Below are 23,303 nucleotides of genomic sequence, written 5' to 3'. Positions count from 1 at the left end.
GATACAGGCCTTCATATGTAGCAGTCGCCGCGGTTCTCCAAGCGCTGGTCCTCGCGGGGTGCGATCGGGCGGCGGATAGCCCGGCCCCTGTGGCGGCCACCCGCGGCGCGGGCAGCGACACGGCCGTCGATGGTACAGCGGTCGCGATGCCTCCCGCGCCGGCCGGTCGCGAGCGCCTGATCCTGGCCTTTGGCGACAGTCTGTACGCGGGGTACGGCGTCGCGCGCGGTCACAGCCTGCCGACGTTTGCAGGCGACGCTCCGCCGCAAGGACGTCAACGCGACGATCGTCAATGCCGGCGTCTCGGGCGACACCAGCGCGGCCGGGCGCCAGCGATTCGCCTTCGCGCTCGACAGCCTGCCCCGCAAACCCGATCTCATCCTGCTCGGACTGGGTGGCAACGACGTGCTGCGTCAGATCGCGCCCGCCGAGACCCGCGCCAACCTGACCGCGATGATGGACGAGGCGCGCCGCCGCAAGATCCCGGTCGTGCTGACGGGCATGCGGGCGCCCCCCAATCTCGGCCCCGAATATCAGGCAGCGTTCGACACGATCTGGCCCGATCTTGCCAAGACCTATGGTGCGGGACTCTATCCGTTCATTCTCGATGGCGTGATCGGCGACGCCGCGCTGATGCAGCGCGACCATGTCCATCCGAACACACGCGGCATCGATCGGATCGCCGATCGATTTACGCCGATCATTCTGGGACAGCTTGATAAAGGCTGATACGGACCAATCGACCTGTTGACGACCGGACGAACCGCATGGTTGAGCATGGGGTTACGGGCGGCCGCAACGGGCAGCCGAGATGGGCAGCCGACAGGGGCCGCCGACAAGGGCGAATGCAGGGGCGGAACGATGCATCGAAGTGGGTTGATCGCGCGGCTCGAACGCCATCTTGCGCTGACGGAAGAGGAACGCGCAGCGATCTCGCGCGCCGAGCAACGCGAGATCCGGCTCAAGCCCGGCGAGATCCTGATGGCCGAGGGCGGGACCAGCCATGCACTGTTCGTCGTCCATTATGGCTGGCTGCATTCGGCGGCGAGGCTCGCGGCCGGCGGCCGCCAGATCCTGCGCTTCCATTATGCCGGCGACCTGATCGGCACGTCGAGCATCGCCTGGTCGCAGGCCTCGGCGACGCTGACCGCGGTGTCGGACTGTACCGTCACCGAACTGCCCAAGGCCGATCTGGGCCAAATCTTTCGCCAGCAGCCACGGCTCGCCGGGCTGCTCTATGCCATCGCCGCGGCCGAGAATGTCGCGATGAGCGACCGGCTCACCTCGATCGGCCGCAAAGGTGCGGCGGAGCGGCTGACCACGCTCCTGCTCGATATCCTGGCGCGTCTTCGGGTCACTGCCGGTGGCGTGATCGACTCCTTCGACCTGCCCCTGACGCAGAGCGATATCGGCGATGCGCTCGGCTTGACCAAGGTGCACGTCAACCGGACGATCCGTGCGCTCGAGCGTGACGGCGTGATCGAGCGCAACGGTCGACGAGTCCGGATCCTCGACCCGGAGCTTCAAATGCGGCGGACGGGCTTTTTCGACCGCTACGGCGAGATCGAGACGGCATGGCTGCCGCCGGCGCCGTAACCACGGCGCCAGTCCGTTTGGCGGTCAGTTCGGCTCGACGACGAAAAGCGTCACGCCTCATATTTGATGTCGTGCGGGTTGAAGACGGCGTCGGGCCGGAACCCCTCGTCGATCACGACGATATCCTTCAGCCCGGCGAGCTTGAACGTGCCGAGCTTGATCTCCTTGGGCGGCTGTCCGTCGCGCTGCAGCGTGACCGCGTCGACGAACACGTCATCATGGCGCGTGAACAGGATATGCGGCGCGAGTTTGACATGCATCCGGTTGTAGACCGCGGTCACGCACTGGCGCAGCGCGATCGCTTGCAGCAGCAGCGCGTTGGCGTTGCTCGGGACGGAACCGGGTGTCGAAGAAGCAGGCATATGGTGCATCGCAGCATTGTTTAATGGTGTCGCGGCGTTCGCACGAACGCGGCGGGGTGACAAGCGTAAACCGACGCTGCGGCGGGCTCAAGCCGCCGCGTCGACGCTGTCGGTGTGGCGTCGAAGCCCACGAGCCGCGCTGGCCCGAACGTCGTCGTGAGCGCGGCATCGGTCGCATCGCGGCCGCGCGCCATCAGGATCCGGCCGATCCGCGGCTGGTTGTGTCGCGCGTCAAACGTATGCCAGCGGCCGCCGAGATAGACGTCGAACCACGCCGAAAAATCCATCGGCGCATCGACCGGGGGAATGCCGATATCGCCGAGATAGCCGGTGCAATAGCGCGCCGGAATGTTCATGCAGCGGCACAGCGTGATCGCGAGATGCGCGAAATCGCGGCACACGCCCTGCTGTTCCTGATGCGCATCCCAGGCGGTCTTGGTCGCCCGCGCATGATGATAGCCGAATTCGATATGGTCGTGCGTGAATTGCACGATCGCCTGCACGCGCGCCCAGCCTGAGGGCACATGCCCGAAGAGCGACCAAGCGGTCTCGGACAGCCGGTCGGTCTCGCAATAGCGGCTGCCGAGCAGGAAGACGAGGATCTCGTCCGGCAGATCCTCGACGGCATGCTGAACGGCATCGGGATCGACTGGGTCGGGCTGCCCGTCATCCTCGATCGTGAAGTCGCACGACAGCGTCAGGCCGCCGGCGGGGACGGTCATGCGCGTGCAGACATTCCCGAACGCGTCGAGATAATCGTAGATCGGGACGTCGGGGCTTGCGACGATCCGGTGCGGGGTGACCAGATCGCGGTTGCGCGACGGGTGAAGGCTCAGCATCGCCATCAGCGGCGTCGGAACATCGGCTTCGAAGCGAATATCATAGCCGGCGCGGATCAGCATGCGGTCGTCTTTCTCATGCCCGGACCGGCTGCGGCGCGAGCGGGGTTGTGGCTGTAGGGGCGACGTCCGGACCGTCGACGGCGATGTCGACTGAGACGGTCATGTCGAGGAAGCTGCCGGGGAAGCCCGCCCAGCTTCCCGAGATCGGCACGGCCTGGTAGATGTCGCGGGCGATCGCGACGCGGATCAGCCCGCGACTGCCGATGATGCCGTTGGTCGGATCGAACTCGACCCAACCCGATCCGGGCAGATAGATGCGGACCCAGGCATGCGTGTTGCCGCCCCCGGTCCGCTGCTCGCGGCCTGAGGGGTTGTAGACATAGCCCGACACGAACCGCGCCGCGAAGCCGAGCGCGCGCGCCGCCTCGATCATCAGCATCGCATAATCGCGGCAGGTACCCTTGCGGCGGGCAAGCGTCTCGATCGGCGACTGTGTCCCCTTTTCGGGGCGCGGCACATAGGTGAAGTCGCGCCGGATCGCCGCGGTCATGTCGGACAGCATCGCCAGCGTATCCGTCCGCCCCGAGGGATCGAGGAACCGCCGCGCCCAGCGATCGATCTCGCGATGCGGATCGTGATGCTGGCGCTCGATCGACCGCAACAGGTCGGGCATGTCCTCGGACGAATAGGTGAACGGATAGGAGCGTGCGTATTGCTCGATATCGACCGTCGCGAGTTCGGCGGGGCTGTGATCAAGCCGCACCCGGCTGTCGAACACGAGTTCGCGCGAACGGCGATCGAAGGTCGCGATCGCCACCGAGTTGCCGAACACGTCGTGCAGCCAGCGCACCTCCGACGGTTCGGGGGTTATGGTCAGCTCGGCCGAAATCAGCTGCTGGTCATGGCTTTCGCGCGGACGGACCATGATACGGTGCTCGCCAAATGCTACCGGTTGCCGGTAAGTGTATCTCGTCACGTGAGAAAGTGTGAGAAATGGCATTCAGGATCCGTATCGCATGACCAACCGGACCGAGGGACCGCTGATCGCGGCAGGAGACAGGCCTCCGACCGTCATCGTCAACCCGAAAGGCGCATCATCGTTCCTCCTGATCGGCGATCATGCTGGAAATTCAGTGCCCGTGTCGCTCGGGTCGCTCGGTCTCGACGATGCCGAACTGGGCCGGCACATCGGCTGGGACATCGGCGTCGGCGAGGTCGGACGGTTGCTGGCGAACCGGCTCGACGCGGTCTTCATCCACCAGACCTATTCTCGGCTGGTCGTCGACTGCAACCGGAGCGAGACGCAACCCGATGCGATCGCCGAGACCAGCGACGGCACGCCGATCCCCGGCAATCGCGACCTGAGCGAGGCGGATCGAGCCGCGCGATATGCGGTGATCCATGCGCCCTATCATGCGGCGATCGCGGCCGAGATCGCACGCCGGGATGCCGCCGGACAACCGACCATTCTGGTTGCGCTGCACAGCTTCACCCCGGCGATGCGCGGCGCGGACGGAGCGGCAATTCGGCCCTGGCATATCGGCATCCTGCACGATGGCGGCGACACGCGCTTCGCCCTCGCGATGCTCGAGGTACTGGCAGATGAGCCCGACCTCGTGGTGGGCGACAACGAGCCCTATCGGATGGACCTGATCGACTATACGATCCCGCGGCATGCCTATCCTGCCCGGCGTTTCTATGCCGAAATCGAAATCCGCCAGGACCTGATCGGCGCACCCGACGCTGCGCCGCCTGGGCCGAACGCGTCGCGTCCGCCCTGACATCCGCCAGCGCGCGCGTCCGTTCCGCATGACACCAAACTTCCCGGGGATCGACCACCGCCTGTCTCGCGTTTGACGACCCGGGTCCAGTGACGCCGGCTGCATGGCTGGTCGTATGCCGGACCCGAGTTGGTGTTCCTGCGAGTAGAAAATTCGATGCCCTCGAGTCCGAACAATGTCCCCGGGAACGACCGTCAGCGCGTATCGGCACGTCCCGGCGAAGGCGACTATCGCGAAGTGTTCACCGCGATCGATATCGGCTTCGGGCTGGTCGATCTGATCTTTGACGGCGATCGCGTGATCGATTGTCGGTTCCTCGAGGCGAACGCGCAATTTCTCCGGCAGACGGGCTTGCGCGACCCGGTCGGACAGACCTGGCACGCGCTGCAGCCCGCACTGGATGGCGATTGGATCGGGACGTTCGGCGAGATCGCCCGGACCGGGCACGCAACCCGGTTCGAGACGCGCGTGGCGCAGGGCGATCGGCGCTATGATGCACAGGTCGCGCGGATTGGCGAGCCGGGCTCGGTCAGGATCGCCGTGCTGCTCAGCGACGTGACCGAGCGGCACAGGACAGAGACGCTCGCCCGCGAGGCCGAGGAACGGTTGCAGCTGGCGCTTTCGGCCGGGGGCGGGATCGGTACCTGGGACTGGGACATCGCCCGGGATCGCGTCACCGCCGATGCCCGGTTCGCTCTGCTGTACGGGGTGGATCCGGCGGCGGCATTGGCCGGCGCACCGATAACGACGTTCTTTCAAGGCATTCATCCGGACGACCGCGCGCGCACCGAGCAGGCAATCGAGATGGCCGTCCAATCGGGCGGCCCCTTCGAAGCCGAATATCGCCTGCTGGAGCGCGACGGGACGATCCGCTGGGTGATCGCGCAGGGCCGTTGCGAGCGCGCGGCCGACGGGACTGCGCTACGTTTTCCTGGGATCAGCTTTGAAATCACCGCCCGCAAGCTCGCCGACGTGCGGCAAACCGCGTTGCTGGCGCTCGGCGATGCGATTCGCGATCCGACCGACCCTGCGGCAATCGCCTATGCAGCGGCCGAAATCCTCGGCCACGCCCTGCAGGTCAGCCGGGTCGGCTACGGTGTGATCGACACCCTTGCCGAGACGATCACCGTCGAGCGGGACTGGAATGCGCCGGGAACACGTACCCTGGCGGGCATGCTGCAGTTCCGCGACTATGGGTCCTATATCGAGGATCTGAAGGCAGGGCGCACGGTCGTGATCGCCGATGTCGAGCGCGACCCGCGCACCGCTGCGGGTGCTGCCGGCCTGAAGGCGATCAGCGCATGGTCGTTCGTCAACATGCCGTTGCTCGAACAGGATGCCTTCGTCGCGCTGCTCTATGCCAATCACGATCAGCCGCGAGTCTGGGCGGACGAGGAACTCCAGCTTATGCGCGAGGTCGCGGACCGGGTTCGTGCGGCGACCGAGCGGCTGCGTGCGGAAGCAGCACTCCGCGAGAGTGAAGAACAGTTCCGCGTCTTCGCGCAAGCGGTGCCCAGCCTGATCTGGGCGGCGCGTCCCGATGGCGAGATCTACTGGGTCAACCAGCAGGTCTATGATTATGCCGGTATTTCGCCCGGCGCTCTAACTGGATCCGGCACCTGGCTGTCACTGGTTCACGCCGACGATCGCGAGGCCACGGCGACGACGTGGCAGGCCGCACGCGATACGGGCACTACCTATGCCGCCGAGTTCCGGTTGCGTAGTGCTGATGGCGGCTACCGATGGTTTCTTGCTCGCGCGGAGCCGGTACGGACCATCGGCGGCCAGATCACGCGCTGGGTCGGCACCAATACGGACATCGACGATGGCCGCCGGCATGCCGCCGAACTGCTCGCCTGGACCGAAACGCTCGAGGATCAGGTCGCCGCGCGCACCCGCGAGTTGATGGATGTCGAGGCCGCACTGCGCCAGAGCCAGAAGATGGAAGCCGTGGGCCAGCTGACAGGCGGGCTGGCACACGACTTCAACAATCTGCTGACGGGGATCATGGGCAGCCTCGAATTGCTCGGCATCCGCATCGCACAGGGACGGCTGGGCGATGTCGAGCGTTACTCGCTTGCCGCACAGGGTGCCGCCAAGCGTGCCGCGGCGCTGACGCACCGCCTGCTGGCCTTTTCGCGGCGGCAGACGCTCGACCCCCGGCCGACCGACGTCAACCGGTTGATCGGCGGCCTGGAGGAGCTCGTGCGCCGGACGGTCGGGCCCGATATCGCCGTCGAGGTGGTCGCCTCCGCCGGGCTGTGGTCGACGCTCGTCGATCCCAACCAGCTTGAAACGCGATCCTCAACCTGTGCATCACGCGCGCGATGCGATGCCAACCGGCGGGCGGCTGACGATCGAGACGGCCAATCGCTGGATCGACGCGCGGATGGGCCGCGACCGCGATCTCGAACCCGGACAATATGTCTCGCTCTGCGTGTCCGACAACGGCACCGGCATGCGCCCGAGGTCGTCGCCAAGGCCTTTGATCCGTTCTTCACGACCAAGCCCTTGGGTCTGGGCACCGGGCTCGGCCTGTCGATGATCTACGGCTTTGCGCGCCAGTCGGGCGGACAGGTTCGGATCTATTCGGAGGTCCGGGAAGGCAGCAATATCTGCATCTATCTGCCGCGGCATTTCGGTCCGTCGGACGAGGACGAACCGCAGCCCGACTTTGCCGAGGCCCCGCGCGCTATCCGTGGCGAGACGGTGCTGATCGTCGACGACGAGCCCACCGTTCGCATGCTGGTCGTCGAGGTGCTCGAGGAACTGGGCTATGCCGCTATCGAGGCCGCGGACGGGCCTGCCGGCTTGAAGATCCTCCAGTCCGACACGCGCATCGACCTGCTGGTCACGGATGTCGGCTTGCCGGGGGGGATGAACGGGCGGCAGATGGCGGATGCCGCGCGCGTAGGCCGTCCGGACCTCAAGATCCTCTTCATCACCGGCTATGCCGAAAATGCGGTGGTCGGCAACGGCCATCTCGATCCGGGCATGCACGTGATGACGAAACCCTTTGCGATCGACGCGCTGGCCGGCCGTATCCGCGATCTCATCCGCCTGGCCTAGTCCACATGCCAGGCCACCCCTGCCCGGGTTGTGCCAGTTCATGACGGAAAGTTCATTTAAGGGGTTTAACGCCGTTTCGGCCACAGCTAGAGGATCTGCTCAAAGGGGAAGCTAAGGCGATGATGCGGAAGGCAAGTTTACTTTCCGTCTGGGCGTGCCTGCCGGCGCTTGGCGCTTGCAACCGGCACCAGTCGACGCTGGCCCCGTTCGGCGAACAGGCTGATCAGGTGCTGTCGATCACCATCGTGCTGGTCGTCGGCGCGGTCGTCTTGGCGCTTGGCCTTGCGCTGCTGATGCGGCATGCGATCCGCGCGCCCGAGGGGCGGATGACGCACAAGGGCGGGATGAAGATGGTCCTGTGGCTCGGCGGGATCGGCCCGTCGATCCTGTTGCTCGCGCTGCTGCTCTACGCGTTGCCCGCGATGCGCCCACGACCGGTCGCCGATGCCGACCTGCGGATCGGCGTCGATGGCGAGCAGTTCTGGTGGCGCGTACGTTACGCCCCGCCCGGCGGCGCGGTCGTCGAGGCAGCGAACGAACTCCGCCTCCCCGTCGGCCGCACCGTCGAGCTGTCGCTGCGCAGCCCCGACGTGATCCACAGCTTCTGGGTGCCGGGGCTCGCGGGCAAGATGGACATGATCCCCGGCCGTACCAATCGCCTCGTCGTCCGCGCGACCAAGGCCGGAACATATCGCGGCGTCTGCGCCGAATTCTGCGGGCTGGGGCATGCGCTGATGGCATTCGACGTCGTCGCGATGGAGCCTGCCGCGTTCGAGCGCTGGCTCACCGCGCAGGCGCGTCCCGCGACGGTCACCGCATCGCCCGGCGCGAGGTTGTTCGCCAGCTATGGCTGCAGCGGCTGCCACAGCGTGCGCGGGGTGGGCCCGGCGGCAAAGATCGGCCCCGACCTGACGCATTTCGGATCACGTCCGACGCTTGCCGCAGGGATCCTGCCGATGACCCACGCCAATATCGCGCGGTTCGTGCGTCAGCCCGGCAAGACCAAGCCCGGCGTGCGCATGCCCGCCTTCCCGCAGATGTCGGCCGCCGAAGCCGACCAGATCGCCAGCTATCTTCAGGGGCTGAAATGACGACCGACAGTCCGGCCTATGTCGCCCCCGACCAGAACGATCCCGCCGTCCGAAAGGGCCAGGAGGATCGCCTGCGCGAGGTCTGGAAACCGCCGAGCGGCTGGTTCTTCCGCTGGACCGACGTCAACAATAACCGGATCGGCGTCTGGTACACGCTGACCGCGTTCGGCTTCATGCTGTTCGCAGGCGTGCTCGCGCTGATCATGCGCACGCAGCTGGCGGTGCCGAACAACGATCTCGTCACCGCGAACACGTTTAACCAGCTGTTCACGCTGCACGGCTCGATGATGATGTTCCTGTTCGCTGTGCCGATGTTCGAGGCGGTCTCGATCATCCTGCTGCCACAGCTGCTCGGCGCACGCGACCTGCCCTTCCCGCGGCTCTCGGGCTTTGGCTATTGGAGCTTCCTGATCGGCGGCGTGTTCGTCTCTGGATCGATCTTCTTCGATGCCGCGCCGGATGGCGGCTGGTTCATGTATCCGCCGCTGACGACGCGGACCGATCTGAGTGGGCTCGGCGCGGACATCTGGATGCTCGGCCTCAGCTTCATCGAGGTGTCGTCGGTCGCAGCCGCAGTCGAACTGATCGTCGGCGTGCTCAAATGCCGCCCGCCCGGCATGCGGCTCAACCTCATGCCGCTCTACGCCTGGTACATCCTCGTCGTCGCGGTGATGATCCTGTTCGCCTTCCCGCCGCTAATCGCAGGCGACGTGCTGTTCGAGATGGAGCGGCTGCTCAACTGGCCGTTCTTCAACGCGGAAAAGGGCGGCGACCCGCTGCTGTGGCAGCACCTGTTCTGGATCTTCGGCCACCCCGAAGTCTATATCGTCTTCCTGCCGTCGATCGCGCTGTTCGCGATGCTGATCCCGACCTTCGCGCAGCGGCATCTGCTCGGCTATCCGTGGATCGTGCTGGCGGCAGTCGGCACTGCGTTCCTCAGCTTCGGGCTGTGGGTCCACCACATGTTCACGACCGGGCTGCCCAAGATCAGCCTCGCCTTCTTCGCGGCAGCGTCCGAGGCGGTTGCGATCCCGACCGGTGTCCAGATCTTCGTGTTCATCGCGACGCTCTGGGCGGGCAACGTCAAGAAATCGACGCCGTTGCTCTACGCGAGCGGCAGCCTCGCGGTGTTCGTGATCGGCGGGCTTACCGGTGTGATGGTCGCGGTCGCACCGTTCGACTGGCAGGCGCACGACACCTATTTCATCGTCGCGCATCTCCATTACGTGCTGATCGGCGGGACGCTGCTGCCGCTGTTCGCCGGGCTCTATTATTACTGGCCGCTGGTGACCGGCAAGAAGCTGTCGGATCGGCTCGGGCGGACCGCGTTCTGGATCATGTTCGTCGGCATGAACCTGACCTTCTTCCCGATGCATTTGTCGGGCCTGCTCGGCATGCCGCGCCGCGTGTTCACCTACCCCGAGGAACTCGGCATCGGCGGGCTCAATCTCGCCTCGACCGCCGGCTCCTACATGTTCGCGCTCGGCGTGCTGATCGTCTGTATCGACCTCGCGCTGTCGCCGCGCCGCCCCAAGGCGCCGCGCAATCCGTGGAACGCAGGGACGCTCGAATGGCTGGCGCTGCCCGATGACGAGGACTGGGGCATCCGCTCGGTCCCGCTGATCGAGAGCCGCTATCCGATCTGGGACCAGAAGAATTTCGTCCAGAAGGTCGACGAGGGTCGTTTCTTCCTGCCCGACGCGGAGGAGATGCGGCGCGAGTCGATCATCACCACCGTGCTCGACTCACGACCGTTGCAGGTCATCCGCCTCGGCACGCCCAGCGTGAAGCCGATGATGACCGCGGTCGCACTGGCGGGCGTATTCATCCTGACGACCTATCACCTTTATCTGCTGTCAGCGCTCAGCGGCGTCGCGACGCTCGCCTGCGTGCTGTGGTGGCTGTGGACCGGCACCGCCGAGATCCCCGAAAAGCCGACCAAGCATATCGGGCACGGGATCGAGGTGCCGCTCTATACCTCGGGGCCATCGGCGCCGGGCTGGTGGGCGATGTTCATTACGATGATGGCGGATGCGACCGCGTTTTCGGGCCTCGTCTTCGGCTATTTCTTCTTCTGGACGATCCATAGCAATTTCCCACCCACGGGCGCGGGGCTGGACGGACCGGGCGTATTCTGGCCGATGGTCGCGCTGGCGCTGACGTTGACCGGCTGGGCGGCGACCGTCGGCGCGCGCGAGGTGCATCGTCGCGGCAACGTCGCCGTGGGCCGCCTATTGCTGGTCCTCGGCATCGTCGCAACGCTGTCGAGCCTGTTCGCCGGGCTCGCCGGGCCGTGGTATTCGGGGATGGACCCTGAACTGCATGTCTATCCGGCGATCGTCTGGACGCTCGCGATCTGGACGGCGGTGCATGCCGCGATCGGCGTGATCATGCAGGCCTATACGCTCGCGCGTAGCCTCGCGGGCAAGATGACGCCGGTCTATGACGCCGATCTGCGCAACATCACCGTCTACCATCATTTCCTCGCACTGACGGGCATCGTGACGTTCTGCACGATCGGCCTGTTCCCGGGGGTCGCATGACAACACCGAAGGACAATCGGAAACACTGGCGCGCGACCTGAAGGTCACGTTGTGGACGCTGATCGTCCCGCCGACGATCTGGGCCGTGCATTTCCTGTTCTGCTATCTGTGGGTCGCGGTGACGTGCGCCAAGTCCCCCACGCCGGCGACAGCGCTGACGGGCTTTCCCGTGGCGACCCTGATCGCGACGATCGTCGCGTTGCTCGGCATCCTCGCCGCGGGCTATATCGCGCGTGTCCAGTCGCAGACGCCGGGCGACGCCCCGCCGCATGACGAGGGGACCGCGATCGACCGGCTGCGCTTCCTTGCGCTGTCGACCCGGCTGCTCGCAGGCCTGAGCTTCGTCGCGGTGATCTTCACCGCGCTGCCCGTGATCGTCTTCGGCGACTGCCGATGAGGCGCGCGAGCCTCGCGCTCGGCGTCGCGCTGGCGCCGATCGGCTGGGCGTTCGCCGCCGCGCCGCTCGGCATGGTCGGCCACATGACCGGCCACATGATCGCCGTCGCAGTCGCGGCACCGTTCCTCGCCTATGGCATCGCGGGCAGCCGGTTCGATCCCGCCGAGCGCTGGCCGACGATCGTCACTCCGCTGGCCATGTCGCTGGTCGAGCTGGTCGTCGTGTGGCTCTGGCACCTCCCCGCGCTCCGGCTGCGCGTCGACATGCAGCCGGTTGCGCTGCTGCTTGAACAGGCGAGCTTCCTCGCGGCCGGCCTGCTGCTCTGGAGCGCGGTGCTTGGCACGCGCACCGGTGGCGCGACCGACCGGCGCGTATCGGGCGTCGCGGCGATGCTGCTGACGTCGATGCACATGACCCTTCTCGGCGCACTCGTCGGCCTCGCCCCGCGGCCGCTTTACGCGATGATGGCGATGCACCCGGCCGCGCACGGCCTCGACGCGCTCGAGGATCAGCAGCTTGGCGGCGTCGTCATGCTGATGGTCGGCGCGGCAAGCTATTTCCTCGGCGGGCTCGCGATGCTCGGCGGAGTATTGAAGACACGGAGCGCGACGGCATGACGATCCGCATTACCTGGGCGCGCGCGATCGCCGCGATCGTCGCGCTGGCGCTTGCCGGGCTGTTGTTCGCCTGGTCGGGCGTGTTCAACATCGCCGCCTCGTCAGGTCATTGGAAGATCACCGACTGGTTCCTTCACTGGACGATGCGCAACTCGGTGCGCACGCACGCCGCCTTCACCGCGCCCAACGATCCCAAGGCGAATGAAGGCCTCGTCAGCGCCGCGGGCCTGTTCCGGGCAAGCTGCGCCTCGTGCCACGGTGCGCCCGGCGTGCGTCCGCTGCCGGTGATGCAGGCGGCGACGCCCCCCCGCTCCCGACCTCGCCGTCAACGCGCGCGAATGGACCGACAAGCAGATCTTCTGGATCCTCAAGCACGGCGTCAAATACACCGGCATGCCCGGCTGGGCGGCCAAGGATCGCGACGATGAGGTCCGCCGCATGGTCGCGTTCGTCCGCCTGTTGCCGGAGATGTCACCTGCGACCTATCGCGCCCTGACCGAAGTTCCGGGCAGCGGTACCGCCGGTCCTGACGCAGCACGAATCGCCGTCTGCGCCGGATGTCATGGCACAGACGGCCGCGGCCGTGGCCAGCCCGATATGCCCGTGCTCGGCGGCCAGAACCCCGCCTATCTGCGTGCCGCGCTTCAGGCCTATGCGACCGGCAAGCGCCAGAGCGCGGTCATGGCCAACGCCGCCGCGACGCTGCGCCCGGAGAGATGACGCGGCTCGCGCGGCATTTCGCGGCCATGCCGGGTCTCGGCACGACCACAGCGTCGGGCAGCGTGAATGCCGCGCGGATCGTCCGCGAGGGCCTGCCTGCCAAGCAGCTTCCCGCCTGCGCGAGCTGCCACGCGCCGGGCAAGCCCTACCCGGTGCTCGCCGGGCAGAGCGCCAGTTACATCGCACAGCGTCTGCGCAACTGGCGGGGCGACGAGACGGTGGTCGACGCGTGCAAGTCGCAGGCGACGATGCCGGTGATCGCGCGCCGCATCCCCGAGGATATGATCGACCCGATCGCGGCGTATCTGGCCGGCAATAGCCTGCGTCCCGCCGTACGCGGGACGCAGCCCGGGTCAATCGCTCGCCGCGACGAAGACCGGTCCGTCCACGAAAAGGTCGGCTGCGCGCTCGCCGGTCGCGAGCCGCGTTTCACCCCACCATGCCGCAGGAACCGCCGCCCCCGATTGATCGAGCAGTTCCGCCGCGCAGCGTAGCGCGACCGCGACCCGCAACGTCTGCCCATTCGCGCGGCGCTCGAAGGCGAGGACATGCGCGGCACGCGGTCCGGTCACGTCGAGAGGGGCGTAGTCGCCTTGGGCGAATATTTCGGGTGAGGCCGCCCGGGTCGCGAGCAGGCGGGCGATCAGCGCGAGCTTTGCAGGCGCATCGTGCTCGAGCAGGCGCGCGCGGCAGGCATAATCCACCGGCCGGCGGTTATCCGGATCGACCAGGCTGAGATCCGCCAGCTCGGTGCCCTGATACAGATCGGGAACCCCCGGCACGGTGTAACGCAGCGCCGTCTGAACAAGCGCATTCGCCTGCGCCGCCGCCGCGGTCGCTTCGACAAGATCTTGCAGCTCGCGCAGAAACCGCGCGGAACGATCCGGGTCGAGCAAGGCGCGGGCGAGTACGTGACAGCGGTCCTCATAGGCCTCGTCGGGCGCCTCCCAGGACGACCGCAGCTTGGCCTCGCGCAGCGACTTTTCCTGCCACCCGACGATGCGCTCGGCAAAAGCGGCAAGCCCTGCGCGATCGTCGATCTGGAGCCCCTCGGGCCACGCCCCGAACAGCGTCTGCAGCAGCATATACGTATCGCCTGCATCCACCGCGTCGTCGATAGCGGCCGCCGCTGCGACCCAGCCCGTCACAGTCTCACGCCAGCGCACCGGGATCTCGCTCAGCACGGCGAGCCGGGCACGCACGTCCTCGCCACGCTTGTGATCATGCGTCGCCGACGCCAGCATCGCACGCGGCCAACAGGCGGCACGCTCCGCCATCGCGGCATGAAACGCCTCGATGGGCAACGTGAAGGCCGCGGGGTCGAACCCGACGTCGTTGCGCGACAGCAACCGGCCATAGCGGTAGAAGGCGGTGTCCTCGACGGCCTTCGCCACGATCGGTGCCGAGAGTTGCTGGAACCGCCTCACCGCGGCCGCGGCGAGATCCGGATCGCCCGGCCCTTCACCGGCGAGCCAGTCTAGGATCAGGTCGACGACCGGTCCTTCGCCGGGTGCCAGATGCGTCGCGACCCGCTCGCGCACGATCGCCCGGATCGCGGCATCGGCGGCGGGTGCCGCGATGCCGGTGCCATAGGTGCGATAGACCGGGAAGACCCAGAGCATGCGCTCCACCGCCCGCCGGATCATCCCCGTCGTCAGCCCGTCCCCTTGCGGCGTCGACCGTGCCAGCGCGACGAACGCCGCGACGCATCGGGCAAGCTGCCCCTCGAACTGCCAGGACAACATGTCCTGACGCGCGCGCAGATCCTCGGGCTCGAACGCGGCCGACCGGCCGCTGATATCCGCCCACAGTTCGGCGAGCGGTGCGGCGCCGTCCTCGTCATGCAACAGCGCGGTGACCTGCGCCATGAAGTCGTACCCGCTGGTACCATCGATCCCCCAGTCGGTGGCGAGCGGTTCGCCCTCTGCCAGGATCTTCTCGACGACGATATAGGCCGGATCCGCGCCAGCTGGCGTGATCGCATCGAAGTGCGCGCGCAGCGTTCGGCAATAGCCGGCGGGGTCGGTCAGTCCGTCGACATGATCGACCCGGACACCGTCGATCAGCCCCTCGGCATAGAGGTCGAGATACAGGCGGTGGCTCGCCTCGAACACTGCGGGGTCTTCCGCGCGCAGTCCGGCGAGATCGTTGATCGTGAAAAACCGTCGCCAGTTGAGATCGTCGTTCGCGGTGCGCCACGATGCCAGCCGGTAATGCTGCCGATCGAGCAACGCGGCCAGGTCGTCGCTCGTGGCGGTCGCGTGATCCTCGGGACGCAGCGGCAGACGGTGCTCGCCATAGGCGACGAGCATCGGCACATCGTCGACCATTTCGACGCCGAGCGCACCCTGCGCGATCGCCACCGACACCGGATCGCCCAGAATCGGGAGCAGGACGGGTTCGCGCCAGTCGATATCGAAGAATTGCGCATAATGGCTCGACGCACCGTTCGCAAGGACGTCGTTCCACCAGCCATTCTCGCCGCCTGCCACGCCCATGTGATTGGGAACGATGTCGATGATCATGCCCATCCCGTGCGCCTTCAACCGGTCGACGAGCCGGCGAAACCCCGCCTCGCCACCCAGTTCGGGATTGATCCGGGTCGGATCGACGACGTCATAGCCGTGCGTCGATCCGGACCGTGCCGTCGCGATCGGCGAGGCGTAGAGATGGCTGATCCCGAGCGCGGCGAGATAAGGCACCTGCGCCTCGGCGTCCGCGAAGGTGAAGTCCTTGTGGAACTGCATCCGGTAGGTCGCACGTGGCGTCATGACGCGCGCGCCGTTTCGATCAGGGCGATGCGTGCGGCAGTGTCGGGGCGCGCGAGCAGCGCGTCGGTGTTGTCTGGCATGCGTCTCCGCCAATTGGGGTGTTCATCGGTCGTGCCGGGAAGATTAGGCTGCTCGACGAGACCGACGAGGTCCTCGAGCGGGAAGATCGCCAGCCCGCATGGCGTCCGTGCGACATGCGCCAGCGCCGCGTCGACGACCGGCGCGGTGTCGCTCGGATCGGGCTGTGGCTCCGGCGCACCGAGCGCGGTCCACAGACGGGACCGATCTTCGGCGCGGGCGGCATGGTCGGCCGCCTCGTCCGCCGCCTCGCTGGTCCGGCCAAGGGCCCAGTTCCAGGCGATATCCCGCCCCTGCCACCAGCCCGCGATCGTCGCCAGATCATGCGTCCCGCTCATCGCGACCGCATCGACTGACCAGGATTCGGGGGAAATGAAATTACCGTCACCGTCGCGCTCGAACCAGAGCACGCGCATCCCCAGCATCGCCCGTGCGTCCATCGCCTCGCGAAACCCGTCGGGCACGGTCCCCAGATCCTCGCCGATGATGATCGCACGCGCGCGGTGCGATTCGATCGCGATGATCCGCATCATGTCGGCAAAGGGCATGTCGAGATACGCCCCGTCCGCCGCCGAGGCGCCGTCCGGCACTACCCATAGCCGCCGCAGGCCAAAGGCGTGATCGATGCGAAGCCCGCCGGCATGCGCCAGACCCGCACGGATCGTCGCGATGAACGGCGCGAAGCCGTTTGCCGCCAGCGCGCGCGGATCGAATCCCGTGATGCCCCAGGCCTGCCCGTCGGGGCCCAGCGGGTCGGGTGGCGCACCGATCGACAGACCGTTCAGCAGATCACCCCGCCGCCGCCACGCATGGCTGCCGCCCGGATCCATGCCGACCGCGAGATCCGCGACCAGACCGACCGCCATGCCGCCATCAAGTGCCGTGCGCTGCGCCCGTTCAAGCCCGGTATCCGCCAGCCACTGAAGGAAGACATAGAAGTCGCACGTATCGCGCTGCTCGGTCATGAACGCGGCCACCGCGGCGCCATCGGGATCCTGATAGGCGGCAGGCCAGTCCCGCCATCCCCGGCGCCCGACTGCGCAAGAAAATGCGCGTGAAGCGCGTCGAACGCGGCGTGGAAACGCAGGTCACTGCCGCCCCTAGCGCCGAACGCCTCGACCTCGGCCCGTACGGTGTCCGACAACGTGTCGAACCGTCGACGCAATGCGACGAGGCGATCCGGGATCGCGCCCGCCCAGTCGATCAATGCGCGCGGCGACCCTGCGTCTGCCTGCGCATCGCCCGCTATCACGGACGGAACGGCGAGCATGACGTTGAGGAACTGGCGGCTCGACGGGGCATAGGGGCTGAACCGGGTCGCATCCGCCGGGAACAGCGCATGTGTCGGGCTGATCGCCACCGCATCGGCACCGCGCGTCGCGAACGCGCGCACCGTGTCCGCAAGCGTGCCGAAGTCGCCGAATTCAGTGCCCCGGCCGTCGCGCAGGGCCGGGATCTGCACCGCCGGGCCCCAGAGACGCCCACCTGCGTCGACATCCGCAATCGTGACGCAGCGCGGTGGCGCGATCGCGAGCCGGATGTCCCGGCCGCCGATCGTGAGCATGTGGTATCCCGGCTCCGTGATGCCCGGCAGTTGCTCGTCGACGATCGTCACGGCACGCGACGACCCGTCCTCCACGTCAGGATGGCAGGTCCGTCGCCTGCTCCAACCGACACCCGCGCACCGATATCTGCCGAGACGAACGACGGAGGTTCGGCACGCGCCGCGCGTGCGGTAGCCAGGCTGGCGCGTATCGCTGCGTCGCAGTCGGCTGGAAGCCCGAGCGCGCTCAGGATCGCTCGCAACGCCTCGTCGGCTACGGTCTGCGCACGCCCGCCGGCATCCTGCCACCGGGGCTGCAAACCAGCGGCGGCGGCCAGGTCGTGGAGCAGACTCATGCCGCCAGCCACACGGCGACACTCGCGGGCTGCCCCGCATCGCCCTGCGCGAACAGCATCTCGCCGGAGGCTCCGGAAATGCGACCGGATCCTCGCCGAGATTGAGCGCGATCGTGAGCACCGCGCCGTCCCCCAGCGTCCAGCGCGCGACGACCGCTGCCGGCCCGATCGCCTCCGCGCCCATCGCGCGCGTGCCGGACAGGCGCGGTATGATCGCTCGCTGCCGGACCGCGGTCAGCGTGCGATAAAGATCGCGCCACGCATCGGCGTCGGGACCAGGCGCAGCAACCGACGCTCGAAGGTCGCGCGCGCATTCGGATCGGGGATCGCCGCGCGGGCGGATTCGTCGGCGAACGCGGCAAACTTCGCGAATTCCCGGCGCCGGCCATCGCGCACCGCATCTGCCAGCTCGTCATGGAAGTCGGTGAAGAACAGGAACGGCGTCTCGCTCCCCGTCTCGTCCCCCATGAACAGCAGCGGGATCTGCGGGCAGAGCAGCAGCAACGCGGTCGCGGCACGCAGCCGCGCGTGATCGGTGAGCAACGTCAGCCGCTCACCAAGCGCCCGGTTGCCGATCTGGTCGTGGTTCTGCAGAAACGACACGAATGCGGTCGGCGAGAGGTGCGCGCTCGACGTGCCGCGTGGCTTGCCGTCATGATTGGCCGACCCCTCCCCCTGATAGATGAACCCTTCGCCCAGGCACCGCGCGAGACGCTCGGCCGGCCGGTCGGCGAAGTCGGCGTAATAGGCGCTGGTCTCGCCCGTCAGCAGCACGTGAAGGACATTGTGGAAGTCGTCGTTCCACTGCGCGTCATAGCCGCCGGACCGCAGCCGATCGGCGTCGTTGCGCTCGTTCTCGAGGACGAGGTGGACCGGCCGGTCGGTCACCGTCGCGCGGATCTCAGCCGCCATCGCATCCAGAAACCGGTCATTGTCGATCGCGTGAACGGCGTCGAAGCGCAGCCCGTCGATCCGATAGTCGGTGAGCCACATCAGGGCGTTGTCGATGAAGTAGCGCGCAACGGGCTCGACATCGACCGCCACCGCCCCGCCCCAAGGCGTATCGACGTCCTTGTGAAAGAACGATCCGGCATAGGCGCCGAGATAATTTCCGTCGGGTCCGAAGTGATTATAGACGACATCGAGCAGCACCGCGACGCCCAGCGCGTGCGCCGCGTCGACCATCGCCCTCAAATCGTCGGGCGTGCCGTAGCTCTCGGCGACCGCATAGGGCAGGACTCCGTCATAGCCCCAATTGCGCGTGCCGCCGAACGCCGCGACCGGCATCAGCTCGATCGCGGTCACGCCGAGCGCGGCGATCTCGGGCAGGCGTGCCGTGATCCCGGCGAAACCACCCATGGTGCCGGCATGGACCTCCATGATCACCAGCTCCTCCCAGCGCCGCCCGCGCCAGTCGGTCGATTGCCAGCGATACGCAGCGGGATCGACGGTGACGCTCCAGCCATGCACACCACCCGATTGCTGGCGCGAGGCCGGATCGGGCACGACCAAGTCTTCGCCGATTCGGAAGCGATAGCGCACACCTGCCCCGACATCGGCGGTCGCGGTGAACCATCCGTCGGCCTGCCCGTCCATCAATATCGCCGCGGCCCCGTCGATCTCGAGCGTCGCCCGGTCGGCATCGGGCGCCCAAAGCCGGAACGCTGTGCCGCCGCTCGTCGGCGTCGCGCCCCACGCGCTCATGCCGGATCCATCGTCCAGGACAGCAGCGCCGCACCCTGTGGTGCGAGGTCATAGCTGTCGGTGATCGGCATCGGTAGCTGATCGGGCTTGGCGCTGTCGATCAGTACCATACGCTCGACCTCGGAGGGCGGTGGCATGGTGAAGGTCAGCGGACCCTCCGACGCGTTCAGCAGCAACGACACGACCTGGATCCTGCCATCCTCGCACAGCGCCGCACGACGCATCGTCAGCGCACGGCCATTGGTGTTTTCCCAGTCCTCAGGCGACAGCTGGACACCGCGCTCGTCCCACCATTCGATGTCCTTCAGACCCTCCGCCGGGGTATCCTCGCCGTAGAGGAAATTGCCCGCGCGCAGCATCGGATAGTCGCGCCGCAACGCGGCCAGCCGCGCGGTGAAGTCGATCAATGCTTCGCCCTCGGGGGTCTTCGCCTGCGTCCATTCGAGCCAGCTGATCTCGTTATCCTGGCAATAGGCGTTGTTGTTGCCGCCCTGCGTCCGCCCGAACTCGTCGCCCGCGACGAGCATCGGCGTGCCGAGCGAGGCGAACAGCGTCGTCAGCATCGAGCGCGCGACCCGCTTGCGCGTTTCCGCGATCGCGGGATCGTCGGTCGGCCCCTCGACACCCCAGTTGCGCGAGCAATTGTTCGAATGGCCGTCGCGATTGTCCTCGCCATTCGCCTCGTTGTGCCGTTCCTCATAGGCCGTCGTGTCGGCGAGCGTGTAGCCGTCATGCGCGCCGAGCAAATTGACGCTGGCCCAGGGGCGCCGGGCACGGCGATCGAACAGATCCGCCGACCCGGTCAGCCGCGCCGCCAGATCCGCCCGCTGCGCATGGTCACCGCGCCAGAACTTGCGGACGGTGTCGCGGTACTTGTCGTTCCATTCGGCAAAGCCCGGGGGGAAATTACCCAGCTGATAGCCACCCGGACCGATGTCCCACGGTTCGGTGATCAGCTTCAGCCGGCCCAGCACCGGATCCTGGCGCAGCACGTCGAAGAAGCCGGCGCCCGGATCGAAGCCGGTATCTGTCCGCCCCAGCGTCAGCCCGAGGTCGAAACGGAACCCGTCGATCCCGAAGCTCGTCGCCCAGTAGCGCAGCGAATCCGCCACCATCTGGATCACCCGCGCTTGGTCAGGTTCAGCGTGTTCCCGGTCCCCGTGTCGTTGATCGAGAAGCGCGGCTGATCCTTGACCAGCCGGTAATAGCTCGCATTGTCGAGCCCGCGCCACGACAGCGTCGGCCCCTGCTCGGACCCCTCGCACGTGTGATTGTAGACGACATCGAGGATCACCTCGATCCCCGCCGCATGGAGACGGCGGATCGACCGGCGCAGCTCGTTGTGACTGTCGGTCGCGAAGAAGGAGCGTTCGGGCGTGAAGAAATTGAGGGTGTTGTACCCCCAGTAATTCCGCAGCCCCTTCTCCTGCAGGAACCGGTCCTGCGTATAGCTCTGGATCGGCAACAACTCGAGCGCGGTCACGCCCAGCCGCTTCAGATGATCGATGACCTTGGGATTGCCGAGCGCGGCGAACGTCCCGCGTTCCGAGGGCTGTACCTCGTCGAACAACTTGGTCAGGCCCTTGACGTGCGCCTCGTAGATCACCGTCTCGGACCAGGGCGTGTTCGGGCGAACGTCGCGCGACCAGTCGAAATGGCTGTCGGTCACGACACCCTTGGGCATGGTCAACGCATTGTCGCGCCGATCGAAGCTCAGATCTTCGCGCGCTGACTTGACCTGATAGCCGTACATCGCGTCGGTCCAGCGCAGTTCGCCGGTCATCGCCTTGGCATAGGGATCGAGCAGCAGCTTGTTCGGATTGAACCGGTGGCCCTCTTCGGGTGCGTACCGGCCATAGGCGCGATAGCCATAGGACAGCCCCGGCTGCGCATCGGGGAGATAGCCGTGCCACACCTCGTCGGTCCATTCGGGCAGGACGTAGCGCTTGAGTTCACGGCGGCCGCTGTCGTCATAGACGCACAGCTCGATCTTCTCGGCATTGGCCGAATAGACCGCGAAATTGACCCCGAGCCCGTCGAACGTGGCGCCGAGCGGATAGGCCGAACCGGCCTCGAGCGTATCAGGCAGAAGATGCAAAGCGAGCCCCCAGATTGACGCCAACCTCCACCATTCTAGCAGCGCGGCGGCGTGTCAGGGCGAAAACCCGCCTGCTCTCGGCAATGTTCCCGGTTCGGTTTCTTTTCCCTGTCGACGCAAAATCATCGGTCGGATCGAGCAAGGCGGGTGACGCCGATCGGCGTCACCCGGTGCATCGCCGCCGCTATCCGAGCTGCTCGAGTTTCGCTTCCGGGGCTGCGGCCGAGGCGCGGAACCGCGCGACGCTCGTCTCCTCGAACGGCTTGGCAACAACCGTCGATACCGTCTTGAAGTCCGCGGTGGCATGGTCCGGCGTCAGCGTCAGGACGATGAACCCCTTGCGATCCTGGTCGCAGAAGCGGACCTCGTCATTGGCGTCGGCGATCAGGGTCCCGATCCCCGGTATCAGCGAACCATAGGACGGGCTGGTGATCGCGGTCGCACCAAATTCGACCGCGACGAGCTTCCCCGATGCATCGTGCAGATCGTTCGCCCAGCCGGCATGGCTATCCCCCGACAGTACGACCGGTCGCGACCCCGACCGCTTGAACGCGGCATAAAGCCGTTCGCGCGCTGCGGGATAGCCGTCCCAGCTGTCGAAGTTGAACGGCAGACCCGCGCGATAGGATGCCATGCTCGCCATCAGCGCCGTGCGCCATTTCTCGGGGAGCCGCGCCATCATCGCGGCGAAGCGATCGGGGCCGAGCTGCTTCTCGATATCGGGGCCGGCGACGCGCGCCATCACCACCTGGTTGCCGAGTACCTGCCACGGCTTGCCCGCCGTGACTGAAGCCGCCATCGTCCGCTCGATCCAGGCGAGCTGCGGTGCGCCCAGCATTTCGCGACCCGGCTGCGCGCGCTCCGCCATCATCGGGGCATATTCGGCAGGCGCAATCGCCTCGCCCTTCGCCGCGACCTGCCTGCTCCGCGCGAGCAGCCGCGTCTCGACCATCACCAGCGTCGCGAGATCGCCGAACTCGAAGCTGCGGTTGATTGCCTCCCACGGCTCGCCGGGCTTCGGATCGCGGATCGGCATCCATTCGAAATAGGCCTGCATCGACGCGGCCTTGCGCGCCTTCCAGTCGCCCTCGGTCGCCGGGTCATGGTTCTCGGCGCCACCGATCCAGTCGTCATTGGCGACCTCGTGATCGTCCCACACGCAGATGAACGCCGCGCGGGCATGCGCCGCCTGCATGTCGGCGTCGCGCTTTACCTGCGCGTGACGCATCCGATAGTCGGCGAGCGTCACGATCTCATGCGTGGGCTCGACCAGACGGCCGATCTTTTTGCCGATGTCGCCGCCATAGCCGTCGATGGCATATTCATAGATGTAGTCGCCGAGATGCAGCACCGCGTCGAGCCGGTCGAGTTTCGCGATCGAAGCATAGGCGTTGAAGAACCCGCCGGGGTAGAGCTGGCACGACACCACGCCCATGACGACATCCGCCACCGCGCCGCGGGGCAGCGTGCGGACCCGGCCGACGGGTGAGCGCGTGCCCGCCGCGGTTTCGAACCAGTAGCGATACTCGGTCCCGGGTTTCAGCCCCGTCACCGCAACCTTGGCGGTGAAGTCGCGCGCCGCCCGCGCCGCGATCCGGCCCGAACGGAGGGGCGTGTCGCCCTCGCGCAGCGCGACATGCCAGGTCAGCGCGATATCGCCGGCCTGTTCCAGATCCTGCGGGGTCGCGCGCGTCCACAGGATCGCGCCGTCCGCCGAGGGATCGCCGCTCGCCAC

The 23,303-nt window shown here is 67.0% G+C and carries 18 protein-coding genes and 5 pseudogenes; 11 read left to right on the top strand and 12 right to left on the bottom strand.

Annotated features, from left to right (window positions below):
• Positions 1–246 precede the first annotated feature (246 nt).
• Both NI18_RS22855 and NI18_RS02005 read left to right on the top strand, forming a co-directional pair.
• On the top strand, positions 247–729 hold the full coding sequence (locus NI18_RS22855; RefSeq protein WP_052148922.1) for an arylesterase: 483 nt from the start codon (positions 247–249) through the stop codon (positions 727–729).
• Positions 730–861: 132 nt separating this feature from the next.
• On the top strand, positions 862–1,596 hold the full coding sequence (locus NI18_RS02005) for a Crp/Fnr family transcriptional regulator (protein WP_037527712.1): 735 nt from the start codon (positions 862–864) through the stop codon (positions 1,594–1,596).
• Between the two features lie 50 nt (positions 1,597–1,646).
• On the opposite strand, the gene NI18_RS02000 is transcribed toward NI18_RS02005, so the two are convergent.
• From NI18_RS02000 to NI18_RS01990, 3 genes are read right to left on the bottom strand one after another with little or no spacing between them, the layout of a single operon-like run.
• On the bottom strand, positions 1,647–1,967 hold the full coding sequence (locus NI18_RS02000) for a hypothetical protein (RefSeq protein WP_347574784.1): 321 nt from the start codon (positions 1,965–1,967) through the stop codon (positions 1,647–1,649).
• Between the two features lie 11 nt (positions 1,968–1,978).
• A complete protein-coding gene (locus NI18_RS01995; RefSeq protein WP_084214954.1) occupies positions 1,979–2,860 on the bottom strand; it encodes a transglutaminase family protein in 882 nt (293 codons plus the stop codon).
• 13 nt (positions 2,861–2,873) lie between these two features.
• Complete coding sequence (locus NI18_RS01990; protein WP_052148920.1) at positions 2,874–3,800, bottom strand: transglutaminase family protein; 927 nt, start codon at positions 3,798–3,800, stop codon at positions 2,874–2,876.
• Positions 3,801–3,816: 16 nt separating this feature from the next.
• Here NI18_RS01990 and NI18_RS01985 point away from each other — a divergent pair, with 16 nt between their 5' ends.
• From NI18_RS01985 to NI18_RS27725, 9 genes and pseudogenes are all read left to right on the top strand, one after another.
• Positions 3,817–4,581, top strand: a complete 765-nt coding sequence (locus NI18_RS01985) for an N-formylglutamate amidohydrolase (RefSeq protein ID WP_128082023.1) — start codon at positions 3,817–3,819, stop codon at positions 4,579–4,581.
• 156 nt (positions 4,582–4,737) lie between these two features.
• Positions 4,738–5,508, top strand: a pseudogene (locus tag NI18_RS27735) (PAS domain-containing protein); the annotation flags it as partial.
• A 45-nt stretch (positions 5,509–5,553) separates the two neighbouring features.
• Positions 5,554–7,650: pseudogene (locus NI18_RS01980) on the top strand (PAS domain-containing protein).
• Between the two features lie 122 nt (positions 7,651–7,772).
• Entirely contained in the window at positions 7,773–8,741 is a 969-nt protein-coding gene (coxB, locus tag NI18_RS01975) for a cytochrome c oxidase subunit II (protein WP_037527821.1), read from the top strand.
• A complete protein-coding gene (gene ctaD, locus NI18_RS01970; protein WP_037527710.1) occupies positions 8,738–11,284 on the top strand; it encodes a cytochrome c oxidase subunit I in 2,547 nt (848 codons plus the stop codon). The genes coxB and ctaD overlap by 4 nt, the downstream gene beginning before the upstream one ends.
• A gap of 49 nt (positions 11,285–11,333) precedes the next feature.
• Positions 11,334–11,681, top strand: coding sequence for a hypothetical protein (locus NI18_RS01965; protein ID WP_306286178.1), 348 nt, complete (start codon positions 11,334–11,336; stop codon positions 11,679–11,681).
• Entirely contained in the window at positions 11,678–12,298 is a 621-nt protein-coding gene (locus tag NI18_RS01960) for a cytochrome c oxidase assembly protein (RefSeq protein WP_031441122.1), read from the top strand. Before NI18_RS01965 ends, NI18_RS01960 begins: the two co-directional genes overlap by 4 nt.
• Positions 12,295–12,726 (top strand): hypothetical protein, encoded by a 432-nt coding sequence (locus tag NI18_RS27730; RefSeq protein WP_198526930.1) that lies wholly within the window; start codon positions 12,295–12,297, stop codon positions 12,724–12,726. Before NI18_RS01960 ends, NI18_RS27730 begins: the two co-directional genes overlap by 4 nt.
• Positions 12,653–13,018 carry a c-type cytochrome gene (locus tag NI18_RS27725; RefSeq protein ID WP_347574790.1) on the top strand — a complete coding sequence of 122 codons (366 nt, stop codon included), beginning with the start codon at positions 12,653–12,655 and terminating at the stop codon, positions 13,016–13,018. The genes NI18_RS27730 and NI18_RS27725 overlap by 74 nt, the downstream gene beginning before the upstream one ends.
• Before the next feature lie 353 nt (positions 13,019–13,371).
• Here NI18_RS27725 and treY read toward each other — a convergent pair whose 3' ends face one another.
• From treY to NI18_RS01925, 9 genes and pseudogenes are all read right to left on the bottom strand, one after another.
• Positions 13,372–15,789, bottom strand: coding sequence for a malto-oligosyltrehalose synthase (treY, locus tag NI18_RS01950; RefSeq protein WP_037527705.1), 2,418 nt, complete (start codon positions 15,787–15,789; stop codon positions 13,372–13,374).
• A pseudogene (malQ, locus tag NI18_RS26255) lies at positions 15,786–16,847 on the bottom strand (4-alpha-glucanotransferase); the annotation flags it as partial. The pseudogene malQ and the gene treY, both read right to left, overlap by 4 nt.
• Positions 16,829–17,269, bottom strand: a pseudogene (locus NI18_RS26250) (4-alpha-glucanotransferase); the annotation flags it as partial. The pseudogenes NI18_RS26250 and malQ, both read right to left, overlap by 19 nt.
• A 209-nt stretch (positions 17,270–17,478) precedes the next feature.
• A complete protein-coding gene (locus NI18_RS26245; RefSeq protein ID WP_037527702.1) occupies positions 17,479–17,766 on the bottom strand; it encodes a hypothetical protein in 288 nt (95 codons plus the stop codon).
• A gap of 115 nt (positions 17,767–17,881) precedes the next feature.
• Positions 17,882–17,968 (bottom strand): annotated as a pseudogene (locus NI18_RS26240) (hypothetical protein); the annotation flags it as partial.
• A 32-nt stretch (positions 17,969–18,000) separates the two neighbouring features.
• Entirely contained in the window at positions 18,001–19,470 is a 1,470-nt protein-coding gene (gene treZ, locus NI18_RS01935; protein ID WP_306286175.1) for a malto-oligosyltrehalose trehalohydrolase, read from the bottom strand.
• On the bottom strand, positions 19,467–20,594 hold the full coding sequence (locus tag NI18_RS26235; protein WP_306286174.1) for a hypothetical protein: 1,128 nt from the start codon (positions 20,592–20,594) through the stop codon (positions 19,467–19,469). Before NI18_RS26235 ends, treZ begins: the two co-directional genes overlap by 4 nt.
• Complete coding sequence (locus NI18_RS26230) at positions 20,591–21,568, bottom strand: alpha-amylase family glycosyl hydrolase (RefSeq protein WP_306286173.1); 978 nt, start codon at positions 21,566–21,568, stop codon at positions 20,591–20,593. Before NI18_RS26230 ends, NI18_RS26235 begins: the two co-directional genes overlap by 4 nt.
• Positions 21,569–21,752: 184 nt before the next feature.
• Positions 21,753–23,303, bottom strand: a 1,551-nt coding sequence (locus NI18_RS01925) for an alkaline phosphatase D family protein (protein WP_037527700.1), incomplete at its 5' end; no start/stop codon positions are given.

It is taken from the genome of Sphingomonas sp. Ant20, from assembly GCF_000783375.1.
GTDB classification, from domain to species: domain Bacteria; phylum Pseudomonadota; class Alphaproteobacteria; order Sphingomonadales; family Sphingomonadaceae; genus Sphingomonas; species Sphingomonas aerolata.
This window is presented reverse-complemented; position numbering and strand designations above follow the sequence as displayed.

Excerpts from the sequence above, each read along its gene's own strand:
- NI18_RS02005 (WP_037527712.1), top strand. The coding sequence starts at position 862 with ATGCATCGAAGTGGGTTGATCGCGCGGCTCGAACGCCATCTTGCGCTG.
- NI18_RS02000 (WP_347574784.1), bottom strand. The coding sequence starts at position 1,967 with ATGCACCATATGCCTGCTTCTTCGACACCCGGTTCCGTCCCGAGCAAC.
- NI18_RS01995 (WP_084214954.1), bottom strand. The coding sequence starts at position 2,860 with ATGCTGATCCGCGCCGGCTATGATATTCGCTTCGAAGCCGATGTTCCG.
- NI18_RS01990 (WP_052148920.1), bottom strand. The coding sequence starts at position 3,800 with ATGCCATTTCTCACACTTTCTCACGTGACGAGATACACTTACCGGCAA.
- NI18_RS01985 (WP_128082023.1), top strand. The coding sequence starts at position 3,817 with ATGACCAACCGGACCGAGGGACCGCTGATCGCGGCAGGAGACAGGCCT.
- coxB (WP_037527821.1), top strand. The coding sequence starts at position 7,773 with ATGCGGAAGGCAAGTTTACTTTCCGTCTGGGCGTGCCTGCCGGCGCTT.
- ctaD (WP_037527710.1), top strand. The coding sequence starts at position 8,738 with ATGACGACCGACAGTCCGGCCTATGTCGCCCCCGACCAGAACGATCCC.
- NI18_RS01960 (WP_031441122.1), top strand. The coding sequence starts at position 11,678 with ATGAGGCGCGCGAGCCTCGCGCTCGGCGTCGCGCTGGCGCCGATCGGC.
- NI18_RS27730 (WP_198526930.1), top strand. The coding sequence starts at position 12,295 with ATGACGATCCGCATTACCTGGGCGCGCGCGATCGCCGCGATCGTCGCG.
- treY (WP_037527705.1), bottom strand. The coding sequence starts at position 15,789 with ATGACGCCACGTGCGACCTACCGGATGCAGTTCCACAAGGACTTCACC.
- NI18_RS26245 (WP_037527702.1), bottom strand. The coding sequence starts at position 17,766 with ATGAGTCTGCTCCACGACCTGGCCGCCGCCGCTGGTTTGCAGCCCCGG.
- treZ (WP_306286175.1), bottom strand. The coding sequence starts at position 19,470 with ATGAGCGCGTGGGGCGCGACGCCGACGAGCGGCGGCACAGCGTTCCGG.